Raw genomic sequence first — 24,207 nt, 5'->3', positions numbered from 1 at the left:
CGGCAGCGCAACAATGTTGTCAACGGTGTTGCGCTCGCCTTGTTCCAAATCGATACACTGGCCGCACCATGCCGAAGTCACCTGCCACCACCGCCCGGACCAAGCGCGCGGGCAGCCAGCTCACCCCCGACGCGATCATCGAAGCGAGCCTGCGCATCGCGGCCCGCGGAAGCGAGGACGCGTTCACGGTCCGACGCCTGGGCGAGGAGCTCGGGGCCGACCCGACCGCGATCTACCGCCACTTCCGCGACAAGGACGAACTGCTGCTGTCCGTGGCGGACCGCACGCTCGGCGAGGTCCTCGACCGCATCCCGGCCGGCCTCGACTGGAAGGGCCGCATCCGGGCCCTGGCCGCCGGGTCGCTGGAAGTCGCCCTCCGCTACCCGGTCGTCGGCTCGATCATGACCAGCCGCACCACCCGGCGGCCCAACGAGTTCCGGGTCGTCGAGCTCATCCTCGGCGCCGTCACCGAGGCGGGGCTCCACGGCGCCGAGGCGGCCGTCCACTACCGGATGGTGGGCGACTCGCTCCTCGCCTTCGTGGGCCAGCGGGCCGCCTACCTGCTCTTCGACGCGGAGATCCGGGAGGCCGACGAGTCCGCCTGGAGCCGCGAGTACCGCCTCGTCGACCCGCAGAAGTTCCCCCACATCACCCGCCTCAGCTCCGAGTTGGCCGAGGTGACGGAGGAGCAGATCTTCGACGTCCGGGTCGAGGCGCTGATCACCGCCATCGAGACGAGGGCCGCGGCCATGCGGGCGGCCGGCGAGCCTGGGGCGTGACACCGCGGGGTGCCGACGGCACCGACGGGCATGTCGTCTGACACCGGTGGGGCGCATGTGACACCGGAGGCGGGGAAAGCGCGTCAGGGGGAGCCGGAGAAATGGCGTCCACGGCGGCGCCGAGGTCGCGTCTGCGGGGCGGCGAGGTCGCCGTCATGGGTCAAACCACCCTCTGATGGGTATATCCCCTGAGACCACGACGGTCCCGATGCGCCGCCCGGCGCCGGACCACTCCGTCGGAGGATTCTCATGTCGACCCTTTCCCGCGCCACAGCGGAGCCCGTCCATACCGGGCAGACGACAGCCGACCTCGGCATTCCCGAGGATCCGCTCGGCGTCAGCACCTCCTGCGCCCGGACCCTCTCCGTCGTCCTGTTCCGCCGCCTGAACGAGCTCACCGAGGGCAGCCCCGAGTACTCGTACGTGCGCAACACGCTCGTCGAGCTCAATCTCAGCCTGGTGAAGTATGCCGCCCGCCGGTTCCGCAACCGCAGCGAGCCCGTGGAGGACATCGTCCAGGTGGGCACGATCGGCCTGATCAAGGCCATCAACCGGTACGACGTCGAGCGCGGCGTCGAATTCGCCACGTTCGCGCTGCCGACGATCACCGGTGAGATGAAACGCTTCTTCCGGGACACCTCGTGGGCCGTGAAGGTCCCCAGGCGCCTCCAGGAGCTGCGGCTCGACATCGCGAAGGGGCACGACGCGCTGGAGCAGCGGCTGGGCAGGCGGCCCACCGACCAGGAGCTCGCGGAGCACCTCGACATCGACGAGGAGGCCCTCGCCGAGGGCCGTCGGGCCGCGAACGGGTACAGCGCGGGCTCCTTCGACGCCCCGGTCGGGGACGAGCCCGAGGCGAACGGGTCGATGCCCGCGCTGGGGTTCGAAGAGGGCGCCTACGACCTGATCGAAAGCCTGGAGTCGCTGAAGCCGCTCGTCGACGGCCTCGGCGAACGGGACCGGCTGGTCCTGTCGCTGCGCTTCGGCGAGGACCTGACCCAGGCCGAGATCGGCGAACGGCTCGGCGTCTCCCAGATGCAGGTCTCCCGGCTGCTGGGCCGGATCATGGCGAAGCTGCGGGCCGGACTGCTGACGGACGACCCGCCGGAGCCGGCCGAGGCCGACGGCGAACCGGCCGACTGAGGCGCGGCCGCCACACCCTGCGGACCGGCGGACGGGGGCGAGGCGCTCGCCCCCGTCCGCCGGTCCGCATGTCCGCCGGTCCGCATGTCCGCCGGTCCGCATGTCCGCAGGGTCGGTCACCGCCCGCTACGACGGGTCGTACGCCTGGTGTGCCGTGACCTCCAGCCAGACGCACTTGCCGCCGTCCAGCGGCTCCGCACCCCAGCGCCGCGCCAGCCGGTCCACGATCAGCAGGCCGTGCCCGCCGGGCCGGGCGGGGTGCGCGGGGCGCCGGAGCACCGGCAGGGCCGGGCTCCGGTCGGTCACCTCGATGCGCAGTCCGCCCGCGGTGCGCCGGAGCACCAGCGAACTCGGGCCGCCGCCGTGCAGGCGCGCATTGGCCACCAGCTCGGACACCAGGAGCAGGACGTCCTCGGCGTCCGCCTCGGCGTCGGGCCCGGCCGCGGGCAGCCACTGCCAGTCGGTCAGGGCCCGCCGGGTGAAGTCCCGGCACTGGGTGACGACGTTCTCGTCCCCTGCGCCGAGGACGAACACCCGGCTGCCGTCCGGTGGGCGGCCCTCGCTCATCTCACGCCTCCGCTCGTGCTGCGCGCCTACTGGGGGTGCTGCGGTGGGACCGCCAGCGCCTCCGCGACGTCCGCGTACACGGGAAAGACCTCGTCCGCGCCGGTGATGCGGAACATCCGCCGGACCGGCCCGCGAAGTCCCACGAGCTCGATGGCCGTCTCCGCGCGCTCGGCCGAGAGGCGTGCGCGCAGCAGGACGTTCAGTCCGGTCGAATCGCAGAATCCCACTTCGGAGAAGTCCACCAGGACGCGGTCGGCGGTGCCCAGGAGCCCTCGGAGCGCCGCGGCCAGCGGCTCGGCCGTGTCGTTGTCGAGCTCTCCGGCGAGCTTGAGGACGGCGACCCCCGGCAGGAGGCGCACCTCGACGGTGAACCGGTCGCCCTCCGCTGTCGAAGCCATGGGATCCCCTTCCCGGCTCTGGCTGTGGCTCTGGCTGTCGGTGTGACTCTGCACGGCCCCTACCCGGGCGGGCGGCTGCCAATCCCGCCACCGCCGCCTCGCGGCCCGATCCACCCGGGGCGGCATCTCGTGGCCGAGGGCGCCGTCAGCGGCCGAGGGCGCGCTTGAGTTCCGCCTTGTCCATCTGCGAGCGGCCCGTGATGTTGCGCTGCCTGGCCTCGTTGTAGAGCTGCTCCTTCGTCGGGCCCTGGGCGCCGGTGTGGGAGCGCAGGCCGCCGCGCCGGCCGGAGGAGATGTCCTCCAGGGAGGAGCGGCTCGCGGTCTTCGACTCGCCCGCGCGGGCCCGTTCCTTGTTGACGGTGCGGGCCGCGATCTCCTTGGCCCGCTCGGGGCTCTCGCCCCGCTCCTCGGCGCTCTCCTTGATGTGCTCGTACTGGCGTTCCCGCTTGGGGCTGGATCCTCTGGGCATGGTGACTCCTCGGCCGGATCGCGCGGGCAGCCCGGGGTCGGTGGTGCCCCGCACCGCGCTCCTGCCCCGGTGGCGGCGCCGTAGACGTTGCGGGAAGGCGGCCCGGCGAGGGGCCGGATGGGTCACAGTGGGGGCATGGTGCATGTACTGGGCAGCAGGGTTCTGCTGCACCCCACGGACCCCGAGCGCTCGCGCGTCTTCTACGGCGAGACCCTGGGGCTCGCCGTCTACCGCGAGTTCGGCACCGGCCCGGAGCGCGGCACGGTGTACTTCCTCGGCGGCGGGTTCCTGGAGGTGTCCGGGCGCGCCGGGGCGCCGCCCGCGCCCGGGCTGGAGCTGTGGCTCCAGGTCGCGGACGCGCAGGCCGCGTACGAGGAACTGCGCGAGGGGGGTGCCGAGGTCCTGCGGCCGCCGCTGCGCGAGCCCTGGGGGCTGATCGAGATGTGGATCGCCGACCCCGACGGCGTACGCATCGCCGTCGTGGAGGTGCCCGCGGACCACCCGCTGCGCCACCGCCCCTGACCGCGGCGCGGCCCCGCCCGCAGGCTCCGTCCGGCCGGCCCCGGGCCGCCGGACGGCCCGCCGCCGCGCCGCCGGCAGCCCCCGTCCGCCGTCAGCCGGCGGCGCCCTTGCGGGCACGGAAGGCCGCGGCCTTGGTGCGGTTCTGGCAGGCCGTGGAGCAGAACTGGCGGGCCGCGTTCCGGGAGCCGTCGACATAGACGCGGTCGCAGCGGTCCGCCCTGCAGACGCCCAGCCGGCCCGCCAGACTGCCGCCCACGGCGAGGGCCAGCGCCGTGGCGCAGCTCGCGGTGTGGCCCACGGCGAAGGAGTCGTCGGCCCCGTGGAAGTGCAGCCGCCATCGCGGCCCGCCGCTACCGTCCTCCCCCGCGGCCACGCTCTCCCCCGCGCCCTCGGTCCCGCCCGGGGCCCGGTCCAGGCACGGCCGGGCTCCGCTGTCGCGCAGCAGGCGGTTCACGGTGCCGGCCGCCTCGTCCGGCCGGCCGTCGTGCATGGCCTCGAAGACCTCGCGCATGCCCCGCGCCGTCGCCACCAGGTAGTCCGCCTGGGCGGCGTCGACGACGCGCGGGAGGGAGCCCGCGACGTCCGACACGGCGGCGGCGACCGCGTCCGGCAGCCCGGCTCCGCGGGGTGCGGCGTACGGGCGGCCGCGCGCCTCTCCGTCGGTCAGCGTGTTCACGAGCGATACGGCGTGGTCCAGCAGTACCGCCACGTGACTGTCGAACATCACTTGACCAGTCACTCCTTCGATGGCTAGCGTTCGTCACTGACGATACTCGATACGACAGTCACGTGAAGGGTGGTCGCATGCCCCGGACCGTATGGCTGCTGGTGGCGGCACGCGCGATCAACCGCCTCGGCGCCTTCTCCCTGCCCTTCCTGACCGTCCTGATCAGCGCCGACTTCGGCGCGGGCGCCACCACGGCGGGCCTGGTCTCGGCGGCCTTCGGACTGGCGACGATCCCGTCCCGGCTGGCCGGAGGCAGGCTCGCGACCCGCCTCGGGCGGCGCCGCACGATCGTGTTCGGCCTCACCGGATGCGCCCTCGCCCAGCTGGGCATCGCCGCCGCCGGATCCCTCGCCGCGGTGACGCTCTTCGCGATCCTGCTCGGCCTGGCCTTCGAGCTGTACGAGCCGCCCAGCCAGGCGCTGATCGCCGACGCGGTCGGCCCCGCCGAGCGGGTCCGCGCGTACGGCCTGCTGAACGCCGCCCTCGCGGTGGGCGGCACCGGGGCGGGCCTGCTGGCCGCGGCCCTGGGGCGCTGGGACCTGCGCTGGCTGTTCGTCGCCGACGCGTTCACCTGCCTGCTGTGCGCGCTGGTGCTGCGCATCGCGCTGCCCGCCGACCACGCCGGCCACCCGGCCGCCCGGCCCGGCCGGCGCTCCGGGCCCGTCCACCCCTGGCGGGACCGCGCGCTGCGGGCGGTGTTCCTTTCGGGCACCCTCTTCGCAGTCGTCTCGCTACAGATCACGATGGGGCTGCCGCTGACCCTCGCCCGGCGCGGCCTCGAACCCGCCGACGCCGGACTGCTGTTCACCGCCTCGGCGGTGACCGTCGTGGCGTGCCAGCCGGCGCTGCGCCTGCGCCGCGTGGCCTCACTGCCCGACTCCGCGACCCTCGCGCTCGGCCACGTCCTGCTGGCGGCCGGCCTCGCCGGGTACGCGACGGCGTCCGCGCTCCCCGGGTTCCTGGCGGCCACGGTCCTGTGGAGCCTGGGCGACGTGCTCGTCCTGGGCCGGGTGCTCGGCATCGTGGCCGACCTCGCCCCGCCGGGCGGCGCGGACCGCTACCTCGCCGCCTACGGCATCAGCTGGGGCATCGCCACGGTCACCGCCCCCGTCACGGCCACGCAGGCGCTCGAACACCTCGGCGCCACCACGCTGTGGGCCGGCACCGCGGTCCTCTGCCTGGCGCTGGCGGCCGCGCAACTCCTCGTCGTCGAACCGCTCATCGGCCCTGCGCGCCGGGCCCGGGCCCGGGCGGCCGGGGCGGCGGGGGCGACAGGGGCGGCGGGACCGACCGCCCACGCGCGGCGGTAGCCCGGCCGTCAGACGGCGGCGAAGGCCTCCTGGTCCGCGCCGTCGAGGACGAACCCGTTGTCGAAGCGGACGCGGACCGTCACCCGGTCCTTCCGCTCCTGAAAGGCGCGCCACTCCGCTTCCAACTCGCCGATCCGGTCTTCCAGCTGCTGCCGGCTGGCCGGGGGCATCTGGTGGCCGAAGTCGCCGAGGAGGGAGGTGAGCCGTTCGTACTCGCGGGCTCCGTGGCTCTGCTCCCGCTCGTGGGCATCGACCCGCTCGACGGTCCCCTCGGTGCCCGACGCCAGGGCCAGGAACCCGGCGGAGGCGCCCGCCGCCGGGGAGTCGGGCGCGTCGACGGCCAGGGTGGCCTCGCCGGCCAGCCTGAGGTCCGCCACCAGCTTCACCCGCCGACCCTCTGTGAACCTCATCGTTCCTTCGTCTCTTCCGGTCGTTCGGTCGGCCGCCGCCGCGCACGCGCGGCGGGCAGCCCGGGAAGGGTCATTATCCGGGCCGGACGGCCGCCCCCGCCGCCGCCCGGGCCGCCGCGGGCCGGGCCGCCGCCGGTGGAGAGCAATTCCAAGCCATTCATCGCATCCCGGTGAAGTCCCGGCACCGCGCGCGCCCTCCGGCCGCCGGTGCACGACGGTGCCCACCGTCCCCGAACGCCCGGACAAGAGCACCCGGACAGCTATCGAAGACCGGGCATCCAGCCAGAGGAGAGCAAGTCGCGAATGCCAATTGACGGTCCTAATCGGACAGTTCGCCGCCGCGCGACTCAACTCGGCCGCGAGCGGCTCCCCGTACTGCATTAACTTCTCGTGAAGTCGACCGAATCAGGCCAATGCCCACCGTCGAACCCCCTGTTGACGGTCGGTCACCTGCACATGCCCGGTGATACGATCATCGCGCTTGCGGAGCGGCGGATGGGCGCACGACGACATCTCCGCCCCCGGCGGCCACCCGGGAAGTTACCCCCGGTACCGACGGCCGCCGGTCCACCCGCATTGACGGAATTCAGCAACTGGCCGTCGGTCGCCCGAAGAGAGTCTTATGACGGATTACATGCAGAACCCAGTGCTCTGGGCCCTCCTCGTCGCCATCATCGGCGCCGTCGTCGTCATCGTTCGCCAGCGCAGGGCGGCACGAGTCCTGCGGAATGAGATCGAAGAGGTCAAGGCCCACTACATCACACTGGAGAACAGTTTCTCGAAGTCCGTCGAGGCCGAAAAAGAACAGGCCCAGGACGCGACGAAAACGGTCCTGAAGTCCGCGATGCGGACGCTTCAGGGCCTCGCCGCCGAACAGCAGTCGGTCATCTCCGGCCTGCAGAGCAAATACGGCGAGTCCGTCATCCTCCAGGACCTCCTGGAGATCGACCACACGAACTCTCAGTTCGGCCGGCGCGCCCAGTCCATCGCCGTGTTGTGCGACGGCTGGCTGGGCCGGCAGCGCGAGGTCGCCTCGGTTTACGACGTCGTGCGCAGCGCGCAGGGCAGGATCCGCCATTTCCGGCGGGTGGAAATCCTTTCGCAGGTCGACTTCGGCATCACCAACCGGACCGTCGAGCCCGTGGCGCTGGCTCTCGCCGAGCTGCTCGACAACGCGACCAGCTATTCCAGCCCGGACACCGTGGTCGAAATCAACATTCGCACCGTGCCCAAGGGAATTTGCATCGTCGTCGACGACGCCGGTGTCGGCATGAACGACGAGGAGCGGGCCCGGGCCGAAAAGCTCCTTTCGACGGAGCGGGTCACCGGCGTTTCGGGACTCGGCAGTCCCCCGCAGTTCGGTTTCGCGGTGATCGGCGTGCTCTGCGAGCGCTTCGGATTCGAGGTGTCCGTGGATTCCAGCTCCCCGTACGGCGGCGTCCGCGCGGTCCTCCTGCTGCCGCACGCGCTGCTCACGGCCATGCCCGAGCGGAAGGCCCCGGCGCCCGCCTCCCCCGTCGCCGCGGCGGAACCGGGCGGCGGTCCCGAAGCCGCGGTGGCCACGGCCTCCACCGCCGACGGCCTGCCCAAGCGCAGCCGCAAGCGGCCGATGGCCATCGTGCCCGGAGGCACCTCGCCGTCGCTCCCGGCGGCCCGCTCCGGCGCGGAGACCGCGGCGATCATGGGGGCGTTCCAACGGGGGACGCAATCCGGACGGGCCACCCGGCCGGACGCTCCGGACCAGACGAGCAGCACACGTGATGCAAGCAGCGAAGGGCATGAGGTCTCGTGAACGACGATCTGTCATGGATGCTTGACAGCGCCTTGGAGATTCCCGGGGCGCTGCACGCGGTCCTGGTCTCCGCCGACGGTCTGCTGATGGCTCGGACCAAGGACTTCGACAAGGACAACGCGGACACAGTGGCCGCCGCGATGAGCGGCGTGCAGTCGCTCAGCCGCTCGCTCGGCTTCTTCGTCGACGGCGGCCGGATGCAGTGGCGCCAGACCGTGGTCGAGTTCGACGGCGGCTGGGTCTTCCTGATCTCCGCCGGGGAGGGCGCGTACCTCGGTGTCTCGGCCTCCCAGGACGTCGACATGCAGGACATCACCTTCCGGATGCAGCAGCTCGTCGGCAGGCTGGGCAAGGCGCTGACGACGCCGCCGCGCGAGAACCTCGGCGCGCGCTCGTGAACGGCCCCGGGGACCACGAGCCCGAGGCCGCCGGTTTAGTCCGCCCGTACGTCATCACGAAGGGGCGCGGGCTGCCCGACGAGGAGCAGCTCTCCCTGATCACCCTGGTCACCGCCGCGGGCGACGACCAGCAGCGGCCGACCCGGCTGTCCCCCGAGGAGAAGGGTCTGCTGGACCTGTGCACCGCCGGCTACCTGTCGGTCGCCGAGATAGCGGGGCACACGCAGCTGCCGATGGGTGTGGTGAAGATCCTCCTGTCCGCCCTCACCGAGGGCGGCTACCTGATCACCCGCCCGCCCGTGCAGCGTGCCGCGCTCACCGACAGACACATCCTGGAGGAGGTGCTGAATGGACTCCGCGCCAAGTTTGGGTAGCCAGGCGTACGTCCGCGGCGGAGCCACGCAGACCGCGGTGAAGATCCTCGTCGTGGGGCACTTCGCCGTGGGCAAGACCACCTTCATCCGTACGATCTCGGAGATCCCCCCGCTGTCCACCGAGGAGACGATGACTCGCGCCGGCGAGTCCTTCGACGACCTCAAGGGCGTCCGGGGCAAGACCACCACCACGGTGGCCATGGACTTCGGCCGCCTGACCATCAGCGACCGCGTGGTGCTGTACCTGTTCGGAACGCCCGGTCAGCAGCGTTTCGTTCAGATGTGGGAGGACATGGCACGCGGTGCGCTCGGCGCGCTCGTGCTCGTGGACCCCGAACGGCTGGCGGACTCCTTCCCGGTGATCGACCTGATCGAGCAGTACGGCCTCGACTACGCCATCGCCGTCAACCGCTTCGACGGCACCGCCGACCGCGAGGCGCGGGCGCTGCGCGAGGCGCTCGACCTGCTCGACGACACCCCGGTCGTCACCTGCGACGCGCGCGACGAGAAGTCGTCCGCCGACGCGCTGATCACACTCGTCCGCTATTTGCTGCACCGCGCTCGCTAGGAGCAGACCATGCACACCCAGCCCACCGCCCCCGTGCCCCCGCCCGGGTGCCCTGCCCACGAAGCCGGCGGCAGAGTGCCGCTGTACGGACCGGGGTTCGCGGCCGATCCCCAGGCGTACTACGCCTACCTGCGCCACCACGGTCCGACCGCGCCCGTGGAGCTCGCTCCGGGCGTGGAGGCCACCTTGGTCACCGACTACTCGGCGGCGCTGCAACTGCTCCAGGACTCCAGCTCCTTCCGCAAGGACTCGCGCCGCTGGCGGGCCCTGGGCGAGGGCCAGGTCCCGCCGGACAGCCCGGTCGTGCCGCTGCTCGCGTACCGGCCCAACTGCATGTTCACCGACGGCGCCGAGCACCTTCGGCTGCGCCAGGCGGTCACCGACAGCATGGCGCGGGTCGACCAGCGCAAGCTGAGCCGGAGCACCGAGCAGATATCCGCCTACCTGATCTCGCAGTTCTCCACCCGCGGTTCGGCCGACCTGCTCGGCGACTACGCCCGGCAGCTGCCGCTGTTCGTGTTCAACGAACTGTTCGGCTGCCCCGCGGAGATCGGCGACCGGGTCCTGTTCGGCATTTCCGGGATGTTCGACGGCGTCAACGCCGAGAAGGCGACCGAAGTGCTGTTCGGGGCCGTGGGCGAACTGATCGCGCTCAAGCGGAACCGGCCCGGCGACGACGTCACCTCCTGGCTGATGCAGCATCAAGCACAGCTGACCGACGACGAGATGATGCACCAGCTCGCCCTGCTCCTGGGCGCGGGCGCCGAGCCGCTGCGCAACCTCATCGCCAACACCCTGCACCGGCTGCTCACCGACGACCGGTACGCCGACGGCGGCGGCCTGATCGACGAGGCCATCGACGACACGCTGTGGGACAACCCGCCGATGTCGAACTACGCGCCGCACTATCCGGCCGCCGACATGGAGTTCGCCGGGCGGACGCTGCGGGCGGGCGATCTGATGCTGGTCAGTTTCGCGGCCGCCAACACGGGTCCGGCGCTGACCGCCGCCCGCCAGGCCGGCAGCAACCGGGCGCACCTGGCGTGGAGCGCGGGCTCGCACGCCTGCCCGTCGAAGGAGCCCGCCCGGCAGATCACCGTGACCGCGATCGAGAGCCTGCTCAACGCGCTCCCCGACGTCGAACTCGCGGTCCCCGAGGACAGCCTCATCTGGCGTCCCGGCCCCTTCAACCGCGCCCTCGCCGCGCTGCCCGCGCGGTTCACCCCGGCCGGGCCGACGCACCGCGGCGTGCCTCAGGCGCGCCCCGAGGCAGCCGTGCGCACCGAGGCGGCCCAGGCCGCGGGCAAGCCTGAACGCGGCGGAAAGTGGAGCCAGTTCCTCAACTGGCTCACGAAGTGATCCACCCGACACCGGCCGGACCCTCTGCCACCGCATGAACGGTCGGCCTCGGGGGTAGTGAGGAACGCGTTATTCCGACGTGCTTACGAGGCTAAGGAGGTGTCGTGGACCGCATATCCGCCGACGCCGCTGTCCCCCCGCTCACCACCGAGCCGGGCCCCCTCGATACCCGCCCCTCCGGGCGGGTATCTTCTTGGGCGCTCCGGACCGGGGCAGGACGTACGGCAACGGAGTCACGGCCCGCCTCGCGGCCTGACGCGCGGGCCGGCTCGCGGCCCGACTCGCGGCCCGGTTCACCACCCGGTGGGGAGACACTGGGCGGTCACACGTCAAGACAGGTCCTGCGGCTGTGCGAGGCCGCAGGACTGGGCGGGGCCGACTCCGCGGACTACGCCCGTACGCTGCTGGCGGCACTGGGCCCGGCCGCCGAACGGCCGCTCGCCCTACCGCCGTCCGCCGACTGCTTCCTCTCCGACGACCACACGCCGGTGGAGTTCTCGCTCTCCTTCGTTCCCGGTGCGGCCCCGACGCTGCGCGTGCTGCTGGAGCCGGGGTTCGGCGCCGACGGACTGGCGGCGAACGGGCGGAGCGGACTGCGGGCGGTCCGCGCCATGGCGCGCCGTTGGGGGTTCGGGACGAGGCGGCTGGACGAGCTGGAAGACCTCTTCTTCCCGCCGGCCCCCGAAGGGCCCCTGGCGCTCTGGTGCGCGCTGGAACTGCTGCCCGGCGGGGTCCCCAAGGTCAAGGTGTACCTGAACCCCGCCGCGGCCGGGCAGGAACGTTCCGCCGATACCGTGCGCGAGGCGCTGCACCGCCTCGGCCACCGGCAGGCGTTCGCCGCGCTGCCCGAGGGCGACCGCCACCTCTTCTTCGCGCTGGACCTGGGCGCGTGGGAGAAACCCCGGGCGAAGGTGTACCTCACGCACCGGAACCTGTCGGCCACGGCCGCCGCCGGCCTGTCCCGCATGGACGGCGGCCCGACGCGGTCGGAGGTCGAGAGGTTCTTCCGCACGGCGGCCGGACACGGCACCGCCGCCGGCACCGGCGGCCGCGATTCCCCGGCCGGGACGGGCCCGTCACTGCACCGGCGGCCCGGCATCACCTGCCACGCCTTCACCGAGACCGGTAGCGCCCGGCCCAGCGGATTCACCCTCCACATCCCGGTACGCGACTACGCCCGCCACGACGGGGAGGCCCTCGACCGGGCGGTGGCCGTGCTCCGCCGCCACGGCATGGACCCCGCCCCGCTGGTCCGCGCGCTGTCCGCCGTCACCGCGCGGCGCCCCGAGGACGGCGTGGGCCTGATCGCCTACCTCGCGCTCGTCCACCAGCAGGGCCGGCCGCCGCGGATCACCGCCTACGTCTCGTCGGAGGCGTACGCGGTCCGGCCGCCGGCCGCCGAGGTGCGCGTACCGGCCGGGGCCGCCCTGTGAGCCGGCGCTACGCCTCCTGGAGCTCGCGCAGCTCCCGCAGGTAAGGGCCGACGTCCACCTGGATGGAAGCACCCTCCGTCCGCCCGTAGCGCTTCTCGATGGCGCGCAGGTACGCGCCGATCTCCTCGCGCATGGAGTCCTCGGACGGCAGGGTGACGTCCCCGGCGGCGATCCCGGCCACCCACCGCGACTGGGCTTCCACGAGGCGGGTGATCGAGCCCACGGGGCGGATCAGACCGACGAAGTACAGGCCGGGGCGGTCGGGCGCGACCACCCGCTTGTACAGCCGCACGGCCCGCTCCAGCGGGTCCGCCGGGCAGCCCTCGGCCAGGAAGGGGAACGCCATGCGGAATCCGGTGCAGTAGACGATCGCGTCGGCCTCCTCCGAAGTGCCGTCGGCGAAGGACACGCGGCTGCCGTCGAGGGCGTGGATCGCGGGCCGCGGGACGACCGCGCCGTGCCGGATCCGGCTGAGGATCTCGTCCGAGATGGTCACGGCCGAGGCGAAGATCGGGTGGTCGGGCTCGGGCAGGCCGTAGTCCGACACCTTGCCCCGCGCCACGTACAGCGCCTGCTCGACGAAGGTGCGCTGCTCGGGGAAGGACATCTCGTTCCACCACGGCGCCTCCGCGATCAGGTCCACGGAGATGCCGTAGAGCTGCTTGGGCACGACGTGCAGGCTGCGGCGGACGGACAGCACGGTCCGCGCGGCGTGCCGGGAGAGGTCCGAGGCGATGTCCACGCCCGACGCGCCCATGCCGACGACGACGACCCGCTGCCCGGCGAAGTCGCCGCCGTCGCGGTAGTCGAGGGAGTGCAGGATCCGTCCGGAGAAGGACGCGGCGCCCGGCGGCAGCGGATCGGGCAGCGCGGCCTCCGTGTTGTGGCCGGAGGCGACGACCACGTGCGTGAACCGCCGCCGTGTCACCGCCCCCCGGGCGTCCCGGCTGGTGACCGTCCAGCCGCCGCCGGTGGCCGCGCCGGCGCCGTGTCCGTCCGCGGCGCGGTCGCCGTCCTGCCGTACGGAGAGCACTTCGGTGCGCAGTTCGATGCGGGGCAGCAGCCCGGCCCACTCGGCGAAGGAGCGCAGGTACGCGGCGACCTCGCTGTGCCGCGGGTAGAGGGGCAGGTCGGCCGCCATCGGGAAGTCGGCGTAACCGGTGAGCTGTTTGGCGGTGTTGAGGTGCAGCGACCGGTAGCCGGGGCCCCGCTCGCCGGCGCCCTCCTGGCGCCACATCCCTCCGACGTCCGGCGCCTTCTCCAGACAGACGAAGTCGACGCCCCTGGCCGCCAGCGCGTGCGCCGTCGCGAGCCCCGACAGGCCCGCGCCGATGACGCACACGGCGGCCGCGGCGCGATCGCCGCCGGCCCGTGCCCCGCCCAACGAACCCTCCACAGCACACCATCCGTCCACAACAGCGCGTGGACGGCCGCGACGGATGTCGCGGCCGCCCACGCGCGGGAGCCCATCGGCCTCACGATACCGAGCGGCTGCCGCGGCCCCATTCCCGGGCGGGGGTGGGCGACTTGACGGATCAGCCGGACTTCGCCGGGCGGTTCGCCGCGGCGGGCATGCCGGCGTAGGCGGCGGCCGCGGCGAGCGCGGCGACGGCCGCGCAGGCGAGCCACACCGCGTCGCCCATCAGCGACCACGCGGCGACACCCGCGGCGGGCCCCACGGCCGAACCCACCCCGAACATGGCCTGGGAGGCTCCCAGATACCGGCTGCGGTTCTCGGGCGCGGCGGCCAGCGCGGGGTAGGCGGTCATGGTCGGCGAGCCGATGATCTCGCCGGCCGACCACACGACGGTGGCGGCCACCAGGCCGACGATCCCCCAGGGCAGCGCGTAGGCGGCGAGGCCGATGCCGACGGCGAGGATGCCGGCGAGGGTGGCGACCCGGGCCGGCCACCGCTGCACCTTACGGGTCACCGCCAGCTCGCACAGGATGACGATCAGGCCGTTGACGGCGACGAGGACCCCGTACACGAAGACGTCCAGGCCGCGCTCGCGGACGGCGAGCGGGAGCGTCGACAGGTACTGGGTGTAGACCGCGGAGAAGCCGAGGATGGCGAGGAGGAACAGGACGAAGCCGCGGTCGCGCAGCACCGCCCGGTAGCCGCCCCCGCCCGCCGCCTCCTGTGCCTCCTGCGCCCGCGCGCCGCCGTGGCCCGCCGGGCCGGCGGCCGTCGCGGCGCCGGGCCGGTCGCGCGGGAGGATCCGGGCGGCGAACACGGCGACGGCCAGGGCGGCGGCCGCCTCCGCCCAGAAGAGCAGGGTGTACGAGTGGGCGACGAGCGCGGCGCCGATCAGCGGCGCCGCGGTGGTCCCGATGTTGGTGGCGAGCCGGTACATGGCGAACACCATCACGCGGCGCTCCTCGCCGGTGAGCCGGCTGACCAGTTCGGCCGACGCGGGCCGGTAGACCTGGCTCGCCGCGCCGGTGCCGGCCGCGAGAAGCAGCATCACCGGGTAGGACCCGGCGTACAGGAGCGCTGCGGTGAGGGCCGCGTTGGCCGTCATCGAGGAGACGATCGAGGCCCGGACGCCGATCCGGCCGACGAGCCAGCCGCCGAGGAGGATGCCCGCCACCGCGCCCGCGCCGTGTGCGGCGAGCGCGAATCCCGCCCGCACCTCCGGATATCCGCCGGCGACCATGTAGAGCACCAGGAACACCTGGAGGAAGCCGCCGAGCCGGTTCACCATGATGCCGGCGATGACCGCCTTGACCGGCAGGGGTGCCTCGCGCCAGGTGAGCAGGACGCCGGCCGCCTCGGCCTCGCCGGTACGGGTCTCCCCCGCCACGCTCACCGGGGGATCGGGAGCGGCTCGGCGGCTTCGAGGAGGACCGCGTCCTCGGCCGCGTCGAGCGTCGCCCGGCAGCCCTCCGCGCCGTCGGCGGCCGCGACGAGCATGGCGTACCGGCCGGTGTGCGAGGCGGGCGGGAGTTCCAGGACGTGGCCGGGCCGTGCGACCACCCGGGCGATCCGGATGCCGGCGGGCAGCCGGTCGCGGTCGATGGTGACGCGTCCGACGACGGTCTCCTCGTCGGGGTAGAGGAAGCGTACGGCGGCGGCCCCGCAGCTCGCCTCGCCCTGTTCGGGGCGCTGTCCGAGCGAGAGCCGGGCGGCCGCCAGGCCGGCGTCCCAGCCGGTGGCCAGCAGGCCGAGGTAGGAGATGAAGTCGCCGCCGCTGCGGGCGTTGACCTCGACCAGTGCGGGTCCGCGGGCGGTGAGGCGCCACTCGGAGTGCGTCCAGCCGCGGGTGACGCCGACGGCGGCGTGCACGGTGGTCAGGGCGCGCAGCAGTTCGGGGTCGGCGAGCAGCGGGTCGGCGGCGTCGACGCCGTGGCCGACTTCCTCGAAGTGCGGGGGCGGGCTGAGTTCCTTGCGGGCGACGAAGAGCGGGGTCACCTCGCCGTCCCAGATCAGCGCGTCGACGCTGATCTCGGGGCCGTCGAGGTACTCCTCGACGAGCACGGGCTGTTCGAAGCGCTCGCGGACCTCGTCCATGGTGGTGCCGCGGATGCCGGGGAAGACCTCGGCGAGTTCCTCGGGGGTGCGGGCCAGCCGGGTGCCCGTGCTGCCCACGAGCGCGCGGGGCTTGACCACGACCGGGTAGCCGGTCGCCGCGGCCGCCTCGTACGCCTCGGTGAGCGTCGAGACGGCGGTGGAGCGGGCCTGCGGGCCGCCGGCCTCGGCCACCGCGAGGCGGGTGAGGTGCTTGTCCCGGCAGGTCAGTACGGCTTCCGGGGTGAGCCCCGGCAGGCCGAGGGCGCGGGCCACCCGGGCGGCCGGGAGGATGCGGGTCTCGTCCCAGCACAGGACCGCGTCGGGGGCCACGGCGAGGGCCGCCCGGGTCATGCCGTCGGCGTCCAGGGTGTCGACGCGCGTGTGACCGGTGATGAACGGCGTCTCCCAGCCGGGCTCGCGGTCGGAGAAGAGCCAGATCCGGTGGTCGCGCGCCACGGACTCCAGCAGGTGGCCGCGGGTCTCCTGGTCCATGGGGCTGATCAGGAGGAGCAGCGGGTGGTCACCGCGGTCGAGCGGGTCCGTCGGGGACGGGGACGGCATGGCACATGCACCTTTCGGCCGGGGCTTAGCAGTCTGGTGAGCGGGAAACGTGCACGCCAGACCAGTTCGGCGGCTCGCCACCGGACCAATCCCGGCCCGCCTGTAGATTCTGTGAAGACCGCTAGATTTTGTGAAGACCGCTGAAAACATGAGCAATTGGGGGTACAATGTGACGTGGCACGTCATGTTGGAGGTGCGGCGCGACAGTGAGGAACCACTGGGTTCCCAGATCGCCGACCAGCTGCGCCGACAAGTGGAGCAGGGGCGGCTCGCGCCCCGCACGAGACTGCCGTCCAGCCGTCAACTCGCCCAGGACCTGCAGGTGTCCCGCAGCGTCGTGGTCGAGGTGTACGAAAAGCTCACCGGGGAAGGCCTGCTGGAGTCCGTCCGCGGCTCCGGCACCCGGGTCGCCGCCCACGCCGACACCCGGATCAGGAAACCCGTGGTGCTCGTCGACCGGACCGTCCCCTCGGCCCGTTTCAACCTCCTGCCGGGCACGCCGAACGCGGCGACGTTCCCGCACCGCGAATGGACGGCCTCCTACCAGCGGGCCGTGACCACCGCCCGCTACCAGGGCCTCGGCTACCCGCCCCTGCTCGGCGTCGACCAGCTGCGCACGGAGCTGGTCGCCTACCTCGGCCGGGTCCGCGGCGTGCTGGGGCACGCCGACAACACCATGGTGACGGGCGGCTTCGCGCACGGCCTGGGGCTCATCTGCGCGGCCCTGCGCGAACTGGGCATCGACCGGCTGGCGGTCGAGGACCCCAGCCACGACCGGCAGCGCCAGTTCATCGAGGAGAACGGGATCCGCACCCTGGCCGTGCCGGTGGGCCCGGAGGGCGTGGAGATCGAGCAGCTCTACGCCAGCGGCGTTCGGGCCGTCCTGGTCACGCCCTCGCACCAGTTCCCGCTCGGCGTGCCCATGTCCGCGCATCGGCAGCAGGAGCTGGTGCGCTGGGCGCGGGACACCGACGGCTGGATCATCGAGGACGACTACGACGGCGGGCTCTGGCTGGAGCACCGCGGCCGCCACCTGGCGCTCCAGCCCGTCGACCCCGACCGCGTGATCTACGCCGGCACGGCGAGCAAACTCCTCGCGCCCGGCCTGCGGCTGGGCTGGCTGGTGCTGCCGGCCGCGCTGACCCGGATGATGGAGATGATCCGGGTCAGGCGCGACCTGGGCTGCGACGGACTGATGCAGCTGGCCTTCGCGGACTTCCTGCGCAGCGGTCTCCTCGACGGGCACCTGCGCAAGATGCGCACCCGCTACCGGGCCCAGCACGCGATGCTGACGCAGGCCGTCGAGCAGTACCTGCCGGCCGCGACCCTCCTCGGGCCCGTCGCCGGCCTGCACGTCGTCGCCGCGCTCCCGCACGGCGCGGACGAGGACCACCTGGTCGCCCAGGCCCTCCAGCGGTCCGTCCTGGTCAAGGGGAGCAAGGCGTACTACGACGATCCGTCGACGGCCCGGCCCGGGCTGGTCCTCGGGTACACCGCCCTGGGCCGGTCGGGCATCTCCGAGGCGGTCCGGCGCATCGGAGAGGCCTACGCGCAGCAGCCCGCCGCGGCGCGCCCGCCGGCCGTCTGAACAGGACCCGGTTCCCGGTCAGTTGTAGGGGGAGAGAGCCGACCGGGACCGGACCCAGGGACTGAGCACCGCCGCCTGCCCGAAGCGGTGCTGCGGCAGCAGCGAGCGGTCCGCGTCGAACAACCGGTCCTGGTAGAAGCTCCGCAGGTACGGGGCTCCCGACGTGCCGCCCGAACCCGTGGTCTCCGCGGGCAGGTAGCGCAGCGCGACCCCGTAGTGGATCTTCCGCCAGGCGTACAGCTCCTCGTCGAGCCGGTGGGCCGCGTCCAGCACCTGCCGTCCCGTCGCCTCGTCCGGCACCCAGCGCAGCAGCTCGCGCAGCGGCTCGAAGTCCGGGTTCTGGTGCATCAGGACGTACGCGTTCTCGGTGGCCTCGCCGAGCGCCCCGGTCTTCTCCGGGTGCACCCCCAGCAGGTGGATGTGCAGCAGCTGGGTCGGGTACGCCTGCACGGCGCTGGCGTCGCCGGTGGCCTCCCGGAAGCCGCCGAAGTGCTCCACCGGCATGGTCCTGCGCATCACGAGCAGCGCCGCGGTCTGGGCGGCGGCCAGCTCGGCGGCCCGTTCCAGGCATGCCGCGGCGTAGTCCCAGCGTCCGCCGCGCAGCCACTCCGCGGCCGACATGACCCGGGCGAGCACCCCCCACGTGGTGGCCTCGACGAGGTGGATCACCCGCAGGAAGGTGACCTCGTCGTGCTGGGTGGTCTGCGGCAGCACCGCCAGGTGCTCCAGGATGTTCGCCGGTCCGTTCGGCTGGAGCACGTAGTCCCGCCAGTGGCGCGGCGGTTCGGCCGCGGCGGGCGGCAGGGCGGGAGCCCGCCCGGCGGTCGAGGCGACCAGCGCGCCGAGCCGGGTGATGCGCTCCGCCAGCTGCGCCGGCTCGGGTACGGCGTCCTGCGCCCACTTCTCGGTGCCGTCGGCCGTGCGCTGCTCGTACGCCCGCCAGCTCTCGGCGGTGGCGCGGACCGCCTGCCAGCAGGCCCGCTCGACGGCACCGTCCGGGGCGTGGCTGCGGGTGCCGAGCACGTGGTTGAGGAGCCGTACGTTGCCGTAGGGCTGGTAGCGCTTGCCGCGCCGGTCCAGCGGTCCGCCGCCCCGGGCGGCGACCTGCTGGGGGCTCTCCCCCTCGGGGACGGCCAGTTTCCATTCGGCCTGGAAGACGAGTTCGGCGAAGCGGAGTAACGCGTGTTCCCGGCGGTCGAGCCGGTCCCGGTCGAGGGCGAGGAGGACGACCAAGTCCTCGTAGATCCCGGCCATCCAGGCGCGCAGTTCCGGGTCGAGCCGGTCCCGGCCCACGGCGCGGGCGTGGCCGACGTACTCGGTCAGGTCGAAGCCGAGTACGGCGCGCAGAGTAGCGGTGGTGCGCATGGCGCAGTTCCCCCCAGATCGCTTGTGGCGCTCGTGCGGTACGTGGTGCGGCAGGTCACTCGGCGCCGAGCGCCGCCGTCGGGTGCGGGACGGCCGGTCCGTGCCCCGTCAGCCGCTCCAGGACCTCCAGGCGGCTCTCCGCCTCGGCGGCCAGCGCCCTCGCCGTGTCGGCGAAGTGGTCGTCGAGCGCGTCCTGGGCGGGGTGCTGCGTCTGCGGTCCCCCGGCCGCGAACGTCGCCCCCTCCACCCTGGTCACCATGGGCAGTGCCAGCCAGTTGTCGCCGAGCCGGTCGTTGACGTACGAGACCGCGGCCCGTGCGGCGGCCAGGTCCTGCTGCGGGTACGGGCCGACCACGTCGGTCGCGCCGAGCACGAGCAGCTCGGCGACCCGCAGCGGGTCGAAGCCGTCGCCGACCGGCAGGGTTTCCAGCAGCCGGGCCAGCGGGGCGAGGGCCGGGACGTCCGCCGGCCGGTAGAAGTGGGTGGCCTGAAGGGTGCATCCGGCCGCGGTGAAGCGGGCGACGGCGGCGCGCTGCTGCGGCCCGGTGCCGCCCGGGACGCGCACGTAGACCCCGCCGACGTACTGGCGCTGCCAGCGGGCCGCGGCCGGGTGCAGGCCGGGCTGGCCGTACGGGTGGCCGGCCGGCTCCGGCTCGGCGCATATGAGGATGCGCCGCTGGTGGCGGCTGGGCAGGGACTCCCGCGGGAGTTCCCCGAACCCGGCCGCCGCGGGCTCGGTCACAGCCGTACCTCCAGCACCTCGGGGACGGCCCCGGACGCGGTGAGGAGTTCGCTCAGGAGGTGGACGCCGCCGTCGAAGTCCGCGGCGGCCAGGCCGGGTGCGTCGTACACGGTGAAGACGAGGTGCCGGGAGGCCTTGGTGACGCTGGTGCGGCGGTCGGGGCCCTGGATCACGGAGGCGACGATCGCGGTCCCGTCCCGGACCACGGGCTCGTCCTGCGCGCAGGTGACGGTGGTGCGGAAGCCCTCGAAGGTCTCGCCCTGCTCCGCCCGGTCGAAGAGCAGGTCGCCGTCGATGGTGTCGGCGTCCTGGACTCCCATCAGCACGCCCGTGGTCAGCTCGGCGTACAGCAGGGTGTCGACGGCCGGCCCGATCGCGGGCAGGCCCTTGCGGCGGGCGCCGGCGATCTGGCCGGGCAGCGGGCAGGTGACGCCGTGGGCGTCGAACCAGCGGGCGTAGACCTCGGCGACCTCCGCCGCGCGTGCGAACACCCCGTCCGACTCCGCCAGTTCCTGGCGGCGCCGTTCGAGGAGGGTGCCGAGGGCAGCGGGGTCCACCGCTGCCACGACGGCGGCGAAGCGGGTCGGCCCGGCCGCTCCGGGCGGCTTCCCGCCCGCCCTCAGTGCTGGGGCTCTCACAGGGATTCTCCCGGTTGGATGTGCTGGTCAAGTCTGGCTTGATCATTCCAACAGCCGGAAGCGGTGCCCCCAAGTCCACTCGGAGCGGTGCGGTCCAGACCAGTCCCACCATGTGGACCGGTGTCGGGACGTATCCGTCGGGCGGACGGCCCCGCGAAGCACGCAGGCGCCCGGCCCGGCGGGTGCCGGACCGGGCGCCTTGGGCGACAGGAGAGCGGTTACGCGGCGTTCGGGCCGACGTCGGCCGTGGTGAGGGGGCGGCGGACCGGGGTCGCGGTCGTGTACTCGTCGGCGCCGACGTCGCGGGCGCTGCCGCGCGCGTGGCCGTCGACGTCCTCGGCCACGGACACGCCGGTGAAGGTCGCCGCGCCGATCGCCGGGCTGCCCGCCGCCAGCCGGAAGGCGCCGTCGGACTCCTTCCGCAGGAGCGGGTCGACCCGGCGGTAGCCGCCGGCGGGGATGGTGCCGTTGGCGGCGGTCCCCCACAGGATGTTGCCCTGCCAGGTGAAGCCGGTGGTCTTGCCCATGGCGACCAGGTTGCCGGCGCTGCCGACCAGGAGGTTGTCGGCGATGACCACGTCCTTCGGCTCGTAGGTGCGGGTCTCGCCCGAGAGCGAACCGGTGTTGCCGACGAGGGTGTTGTGGAGGATCAGCGCGCGGTCGCAGGCGTCGTTGCCGCGGCGCTCCTCGGTGCTCTCGCCCGCGTGGTGGTCGCGGGTGGTGCCGCTGCCGATGACCAGGGCCCGGCCGGAGAGTCCGGCGAGGAGGTTGTTGACGACCAGGTGGTCGTTCCCGTAGACGCGGATGCCCTCGCCGCCGTCGAGCAGGTGGTTGCCCTCGACGGTGGTCTCGTTGCCGTGCCGCAGCACGATGCCGCCGCGGCTGTCGCGCAGCGTGTTGTAGCGGATCGTGTTGCCGGAGGACTTCACGGAGACGGCCTCGGGGTCGCCGTCGCACCGCTCGAACAGGTTGTACTCGACGACCGCGTCGGCGACGGACAGCGCGCGGCTGCTGACGCCGAGCCGGATCGACTCGCCACCGTTGGCGCCGGCGTAGCTGTGGTCGGAGAAGTGGTTGCGCAGGAGCGTCAGGCGCTGTGCGACGGCGGTCGTGCCGGGGCCGTCGAGGACGACGAAGATGCCCTCGGTCGTCTTGTCGTGGAAGGAGTTCCGGTCGATCTTGGCGTCGTCGCCGCGTACGACGACCCAGTCGAGGCCGCTGACGTCGGCGAACCGGAAGTCGTTGCGGGTGAGCCGGATGCGCGGGCAGCTCGCCGGGATCTCCAGGGTGGTGCTCTGGCGGAAGGCGAAGCCGCTGATGGTGATGTTGCTCGAGTTGGCGAGGACGAAGCCGCGCTGGCCCTGGAGCACCGCGCCACCGCGGGATTCCGCGACGATCGTGATCGGCGCGCTGGTGGTGCCGTTCCTGCCGGAGATCGCTATGCCGCCCGAGGGGACGGTGTACGTGCCGTCGGCGAGGACGATCCGGTCGCCCGCCACCGCCCGGTCGATCGCCTTCTGGAGGTCGCTCACGGAGCCGACCGTCACCGTGGCCGCCGAGGCGGTGCCGGCCGTCAGGACCGAGAACGGCGCGGCGGCGGCCGCCGCCCCGAGCAGGGTGCCGGTGAGGAACGTACGTCGCTGCATGGATGCCTCCGAGAGCCCGAGCTGATCACCACCCGCGCGAGGGGTTGGTTCGTGGTCCCCCAGCTTCGGGGCCCGCCCTGCCGTTCCGCTGACGTCCCGCTGACGTGCCGCTGACAGTGGGGCCCGGGGCGGGCCGGCCGGACCGCCCCGGGCATCCGGAACCCTACGGAGCCATCTCGTAGGCCCCGGCGAGGGCCTCGACGCGCTCCCAGACGCGCGCCGCGCGCGCTTCGTCGACGACGGGGCGGCGGACCGCGCCGAGCGCCCAGCGCTGCTGCTGCTCGGTGGCGGAGTCCTTGCCGTGCAGCTCGACGGCGTGCGCGGAGAAGTCCCGTACGAGGACGGCGAAGAGCTCGTCGAGAACGTCCTCGTCGAGGCCGGTCAGGCGGGCCTGCTCCAGGATCAGCTGGCCGTGCACGACGAGCGCGAAGAGCTGGCCGACGGCGAGGAGCAGGTCGAGGTCGCGGCTCTGCTGCTCGTCCGGGGCCGCCGTGGTGACGAACTCGCACAGGGCGTCGGCCTGTTCGCGGAACCGGGCGACGTTCGGGACGTCGGCGTACGCGTCGAAGGCGGGGCGCCAGTCGTGGAAGCGTACGGAGCCGAGGCCCCGGGCCGGGCCCTGCCGGAAGAGGAACGCGTCGTCGGCCGCGTCCAGGCGGGTCGGCACGGCAGGGTAGTCGACCGGGTCCAGCAGGTGGTTGCGCATGAACTTGAGGATCAGGGCGAGGTTGACGTGGACCGTCCCCTCGAGCTTGGGCAGTCCGCGGATCTCGACGGCCGCGTTGGCGAAGTAGGTGTCCTTCTCGAAGCCCTTGGCCGCGATGACGTCCCACATCAGGTCGATGACCTTCTCGCCCTCGGTGGTCACCTTCATCTTCGTCATCGGGTTGAAGAGCAGGTAGCGGCGGTCGTCGGGGCCGGCCGAGCGGAAGTAGTCGACGGCGCGGTCGCTGAACAGCTTCATGCCGACGAGGCGTACGTACGCGTCCGCCAGCTCGCGGCGCACGTGCGGGAAGGCGGTGACGGGGCGGCCGTAGAGGATGCGGCCGTGCGCGTGGGTGACGGCCTCGTACATCGCGTGCTCGCAGATGCCGATCGAGGCGGTGCAGAGGTTGAACTTGCCGACGTTCACGGTGTTGAGGGCGGCGTCGAAGGCGGCGCGGCCGGTGTGCAGGACGTCCTCTGCGGCCACCGGGTAATCCGCCAGCCGGAACTCGCTCACGTACTTCGAGGAGTCGACGACGTTCTTGACGAGGTGGTAGGCCGGGTGGCGGCTGTCGGCCGCGAAGAAGACGTACCCGTCCGGGCCCTCGATGTCGGTGCGGCGGCCGAAGACGGACACCAGGCCGGCGGCGTTGCCGTTGCCGATGTAGTACTTGGAGCCGCTCGCCCGGAAGCCGCCGTCGCCGGTGGGCTCCAGCAGCATGTCGGTGGAGTAGATGTCGGCGCCGTGCGTCTTCTCGGACAGGCCGAAGGCGAACACCTCGCCCTGGGAGAGGAGTTCCGCGGCGCGGTCGCGGGCGGCGGCGTTGTCGCTCTGCCAGACCGGGCCGAGACCGAGGATGGTCACCTGCCACGCGTACCAGTAGTCGAGGCCGTAGAAGCCGAAGATCTCGTTGAGGGCGGCGATCCGGGCGGTGTCCCAGCGCTGGTCCTCCCGTCCGGCGTTCGCGGCCGGGGTGAGGAAGGTGGCGAACAGGCCTTCCTTGGCGGCGAACGCGAGGAAGTCGCCCAGCCAGGCCCGGGTGCGGTAGTCCTCGATCAGCCGACGCTTGCCGCGCGCCTCGAACCAGTCGACGGTGGCGCGCAGCAGCCTGCGGGTCTCGGCGTCGAAGTGCTGCGGGTCGTAGGTGCGCGGGTTGAACAGGAGGGGGTCGGACATGGGAGGTCCACCTTCCGAGGGGTTG

24 protein-coding genes are annotated in these 24,207 nt (G+C 73.1%); 11 read left to right on the top strand and 13 right to left on the bottom strand.

Going from position 1 to position 24,207, the window contains the following annotated elements; all coding sequences use genetic code 11:
• Window positions 1-68 precede the first annotated feature (68 nt).
• Entirely contained in the window at window positions 69-779 is a 711-nt protein-coding gene (locus tag OG764_RS31605; RefSeq protein WP_328971736.1) for a TetR/AcrR family transcriptional regulator, read from the top strand.
• A 249-nt stretch (window positions 780-1,028) separates the two neighbouring features.
• Entirely contained in the window at window positions 1,029-1,922 is an 894-nt protein-coding gene (locus OG764_RS31600; RefSeq protein WP_328971735.1) for a SigB/SigF/SigG family RNA polymerase sigma factor, read from the top strand.
• Between the two features lie 126 nt (window positions 1,923-2,048).
• Here OG764_RS31600 and OG764_RS31595 read toward each other — a convergent pair whose 3' ends face one another.
• The 3 genes from OG764_RS31595 to OG764_RS31585 all read right to left on the bottom strand — a co-directional run bounded on the left by OG764_RS31595 (window position 2,049) and on the right by OG764_RS31585 (window position 3,356).
• On the bottom strand, window positions 2,049-2,489 hold the full coding sequence (locus OG764_RS31595; RefSeq protein ID WP_328971734.1) for an ATP-binding protein: 441 nt from the start codon (window positions 2,487-2,489) through the stop codon (window positions 2,049-2,051).
• Between the two features lie 26 nt (window positions 2,490-2,515).
• Complete coding sequence (locus OG764_RS31590; RefSeq protein WP_328971733.1) at window positions 2,516-2,887, bottom strand: STAS domain-containing protein; 372 nt, start codon at window positions 2,885-2,887, stop codon at window positions 2,516-2,518.
• Window positions 2,888-3,032: 145 nt separating this feature from the next.
• Window positions 3,033-3,356: a plasmid stabilization protein gene (locus OG764_RS31585; RefSeq protein WP_328971732.1), complete on the bottom strand. Its 324-nt coding sequence runs from the start codon at window positions 3,354-3,356 to the stop codon at window positions 3,033-3,035.
• Between the two features lie 135 nt (window positions 3,357-3,491).
• Here OG764_RS31585 and OG764_RS31580 point away from each other — a divergent pair, with 135 nt between their 5' ends.
• On the top strand, window positions 3,492-3,878 hold the full coding sequence (locus OG764_RS31580; RefSeq protein WP_328971731.1) for a VOC family protein: 387 nt from the start codon (window positions 3,492-3,494) through the stop codon (window positions 3,876-3,878).
• A 91-nt stretch (window positions 3,879-3,969) separates the two neighbouring features.
• On the opposite strand, the gene OG764_RS31575 is transcribed toward OG764_RS31580, so the two are convergent.
• On the bottom strand, window positions 3,970-4,602 hold the full coding sequence (locus tag OG764_RS31575; RefSeq protein WP_328971730.1) for a CGNR zinc finger domain-containing protein: 633 nt from the start codon (window positions 4,600-4,602) through the stop codon (window positions 3,970-3,972).
• An 80-nt stretch (window positions 4,603-4,682) separates the two neighbouring features.
• Between OG764_RS31575 and OG764_RS31570 the strand changes: the two genes are divergently transcribed.
• A complete protein-coding gene (locus tag OG764_RS31570; RefSeq protein ID WP_328971729.1) occupies window positions 4,683-5,915 on the top strand; it encodes an MFS transporter in 1,233 nt (410 codons plus the stop codon).
• 8 nt (window positions 5,916-5,923) lie between these two features.
• Here the strand turns inward: OG764_RS31570 and OG764_RS31565 are convergent, their stop codons facing one another.
• The gene (locus OG764_RS31565) at window positions 5,924-6,325 is read right to left on the bottom strand and encodes a hypothetical protein (RefSeq protein ID WP_328971728.1); all 402 of its coding nucleotides are present in this window, start codon (window positions 6,323-6,325) and stop codon (window positions 5,924-5,926) included.
• 622 nt (window positions 6,326-6,947) lie between these two features.
• On the opposite strand from OG764_RS31565, the gene OG764_RS31560 reads away from it, so the two are divergent.
• The 6 genes from OG764_RS31560 (at window position 6,948) to OG764_RS31535 (ending at window position 12,249) form a co-directional block, all read left to right on the top strand.
• On the top strand, window positions 6,948-8,117 hold the full coding sequence (locus OG764_RS31560; protein ID WP_328971727.1) for an ATP-binding protein: 1,170 nt from the start codon (window positions 6,948-6,950) through the stop codon (window positions 8,115-8,117).
• On the top strand, window positions 8,114-8,515 hold the full coding sequence (locus tag OG764_RS31555) for a roadblock/LC7 domain-containing protein (protein WP_328971726.1): 402 nt from the start codon (window positions 8,114-8,116) through the stop codon (window positions 8,513-8,515). The genes OG764_RS31560 and OG764_RS31555 overlap by 4 nt, the downstream gene beginning before the upstream one ends.
• Complete coding sequence (locus OG764_RS31550) at window positions 8,512-8,889, top strand: DUF742 domain-containing protein (RefSeq protein WP_328971725.1); 378 nt, start codon at window positions 8,512-8,514, stop codon at window positions 8,887-8,889. The genes OG764_RS31555 and OG764_RS31550 overlap by 4 nt, the downstream gene beginning before the upstream one ends.
• Window positions 8,864-9,457: a GTP-binding protein gene (locus tag OG764_RS31545; protein WP_328971724.1), complete on the top strand. Its 594-nt coding sequence runs from the start codon at window positions 8,864-8,866 to the stop codon at window positions 9,455-9,457. The genes OG764_RS31550 and OG764_RS31545 overlap by 26 nt, the downstream gene beginning before the upstream one ends.
• A 9-nt stretch (window positions 9,458-9,466) precedes the next feature.
• Entirely contained in the window at window positions 9,467-10,816 is a 1,350-nt protein-coding gene (locus tag OG764_RS31540) for a cytochrome P450 (RefSeq protein ID WP_328971723.1), read from the top strand.
• Between the two features lie 314 nt (window positions 10,817-11,130).
• Window positions 11,131-12,249, top strand: coding sequence for a tryptophan dimethylallyltransferase family protein (locus tag OG764_RS31535; RefSeq protein ID WP_328973237.1), 1,119 nt, complete (start codon window positions 11,131-11,133; stop codon window positions 12,247-12,249).
• 7 nt (window positions 12,250-12,256) lie between these two features.
• Here the strand turns inward: OG764_RS31535 and OG764_RS31530 are convergent, their stop codons facing one another.
• The 3 genes from OG764_RS31530 to OG764_RS31520 all read right to left on the bottom strand — a co-directional run bounded on the left by OG764_RS31530 (window position 12,257) and on the right by OG764_RS31520 (window position 16,321).
• The gene (locus OG764_RS31530) at window positions 12,257-13,633 is read right to left on the bottom strand and encodes a flavin-containing monooxygenase (RefSeq protein WP_328971722.1); all 1,377 of its coding nucleotides are present in this window, start codon (window positions 13,631-13,633) and stop codon (window positions 12,257-12,259) included.
• A gap of 151 nt (window positions 13,634-13,784) precedes the next feature.
• Entirely contained in the window at window positions 13,785-15,059 is a 1,275-nt protein-coding gene (locus tag OG764_RS31525; RefSeq protein ID WP_328971721.1) for an MFS transporter, read from the bottom strand.
• Entirely contained in the window at window positions 15,056-16,321 is a 1,266-nt protein-coding gene (locus OG764_RS31520) for an ATP-grasp domain-containing protein (RefSeq protein WP_328971720.1), read from the bottom strand. The genes OG764_RS31525 and OG764_RS31520 overlap by 4 nt, the downstream gene beginning before the upstream one ends.
• A gap of 169 nt (window positions 16,322-16,490) precedes the next feature.
• On the opposite strand from OG764_RS31520, the gene pdxR reads away from it, so the two are divergent.
• A complete protein-coding gene (gene pdxR, locus OG764_RS31515; RefSeq protein ID WP_328971719.1) occupies window positions 16,491-17,909 on the top strand; it encodes a MocR-like pyridoxine biosynthesis transcription factor PdxR in 1,419 nt (472 codons plus the stop codon).
• 18 nt (window positions 17,910-17,927) lie between these two features.
• On the opposite strand, the gene OG764_RS31510 is transcribed toward pdxR, so the two are convergent.
• The 5 genes from OG764_RS31510 to OG764_RS31490 form a co-directional block, all read right to left on the bottom strand.
• Window positions 17,928-19,274, bottom strand: a complete 1,347-nt coding sequence (locus OG764_RS31510) for a hypothetical protein (protein ID WP_328971718.1) — start codon at window positions 19,272-19,274, stop codon at window positions 17,928-17,930.
• Between the two features lie 55 nt (window positions 19,275-19,329).
• On the bottom strand, window positions 19,330-20,016 hold the full coding sequence (locus tag OG764_RS31505) for a hypothetical protein (protein ID WP_328971717.1): 687 nt from the start codon (window positions 20,014-20,016) through the stop codon (window positions 19,330-19,332).
• Window positions 20,013-20,654, bottom strand: coding sequence for a phenylalanine--tRNA ligase beta subunit-related protein (locus OG764_RS31500; protein WP_328971716.1), 642 nt, complete (start codon window positions 20,652-20,654; stop codon window positions 20,013-20,015). The genes OG764_RS31505 and OG764_RS31500 overlap by 4 nt, the downstream gene beginning before the upstream one ends.
• A 218-nt stretch (window positions 20,655-20,872) precedes the next feature.
• Window positions 20,873-22,300 (bottom strand): polysaccharide lyase 6 family protein, encoded by a 1,428-nt coding sequence (locus OG764_RS31495; protein WP_328971715.1) that lies wholly within the window; start codon window positions 22,298-22,300, stop codon window positions 20,873-20,875.
• A 163-nt stretch (window positions 22,301-22,463) separates the two neighbouring features.
• Complete coding sequence (locus tag OG764_RS31490; RefSeq protein WP_328971714.1) at window positions 22,464-24,182, bottom strand: acyl-CoA dehydrogenase family protein; 1,719 nt, start codon at window positions 24,180-24,182, stop codon at window positions 22,464-22,466.
• Between the last annotated feature and the right edge of the window lie 25 nt (window positions 24,183-24,207).

This window comes from Streptomyces sp. NBC_00239 (assembly GCF_036194065.1).
In the GTDB taxonomy this organism is placed as follows: Bacteria; Actinomycetota; Actinomycetes; order Streptomycetales; family Streptomycetaceae; genus Streptomyces.
Note: the sequence above shows the minus strand (reverse complement) of the source record. Positions and strands in the feature narration are given on the sequence as shown.

Excerpts from the sequence above, each read along its gene's own strand:
- OG764_RS31595 (WP_328971734.1), bottom strand. The coding sequence starts at position 2,489 with ATGAGCGAGGGCCGCCCACCGGACGGCAGCCGGGTGTTCGTCCTCGGC.
- OG764_RS31565 (WP_328971728.1), bottom strand. The coding sequence starts at position 6,325 with ATGAGGTTCACAGAGGGTCGGCGGGTGAAGCTGGTGGCGGACCTCAGG.
- OG764_RS31495 (WP_328971715.1), bottom strand. The coding sequence starts at position 22,300 with ATGCAGCGACGTACGTTCCTCACCGGCACCCTGCTCGGGGCGGCGGCC.
- OG764_RS31510 (WP_328971718.1), bottom strand. The coding sequence starts at position 19,274 with ATGCGCACCACCGCTACTCTGCGCGCCGTACTCGGCTTCGACCTGACC.
- OG764_RS31590 (WP_328971733.1), bottom strand. The coding sequence starts at position 2,887 with ATGGCTTCGACAGCGGAGGGCGACCGGTTCACCGTCGAGGTGCGCCTC.
- OG764_RS31575 (WP_328971730.1), bottom strand. The coding sequence starts at position 4,602 with ATGTTCGACAGTCACGTGGCGGTACTGCTGGACCACGCCGTATCGCTC.
- OG764_RS31580 (WP_328971731.1), top strand. The coding sequence starts at position 3,492 with ATGGTGCATGTACTGGGCAGCAGGGTTCTGCTGCACCCCACGGACCCC.
- OG764_RS31605 (WP_328971736.1), top strand. The coding sequence starts at position 69 with ATGCCGAAGTCACCTGCCACCACCGCCCGGACCAAGCGCGCGGGCAGC.
- OG764_RS31570 (WP_328971729.1), top strand. The coding sequence starts at position 4,683 with ATGCCCCGGACCGTATGGCTGCTGGTGGCGGCACGCGCGATCAACCGC.
- OG764_RS31490 (WP_328971714.1), bottom strand. The coding sequence starts at position 24,182 with ATGTCCGACCCCCTCCTGTTCAACCCGCGCACCTACGACCCGCAGCAC.
- OG764_RS31520 (WP_328971720.1), bottom strand. The coding sequence starts at position 16,321 with ATGCCGTCCCCGTCCCCGACGGACCCGCTCGACCGCGGTGACCACCCG.
- OG764_RS31540 (WP_328971723.1), top strand. The coding sequence starts at position 9,467 with ATGCACACCCAGCCCACCGCCCCCGTGCCCCCGCCCGGGTGCCCTGCC.
- OG764_RS31585 (WP_328971732.1), bottom strand. The coding sequence starts at position 3,356 with ATGCCCAGAGGATCCAGCCCCAAGCGGGAACGCCAGTACGAGCACATC.
- OG764_RS31560 (WP_328971727.1), top strand. The coding sequence starts at position 6,948 with ATGACGGATTACATGCAGAACCCAGTGCTCTGGGCCCTCCTCGTCGCC.
- OG764_RS31545 (WP_328971724.1), top strand. The coding sequence starts at position 8,864 with ATGGACTCCGCGCCAAGTTTGGGTAGCCAGGCGTACGTCCGCGGCGGA.
- OG764_RS31600 (WP_328971735.1), top strand. The coding sequence starts at position 1,029 with ATGTCGACCCTTTCCCGCGCCACAGCGGAGCCCGTCCATACCGGGCAG.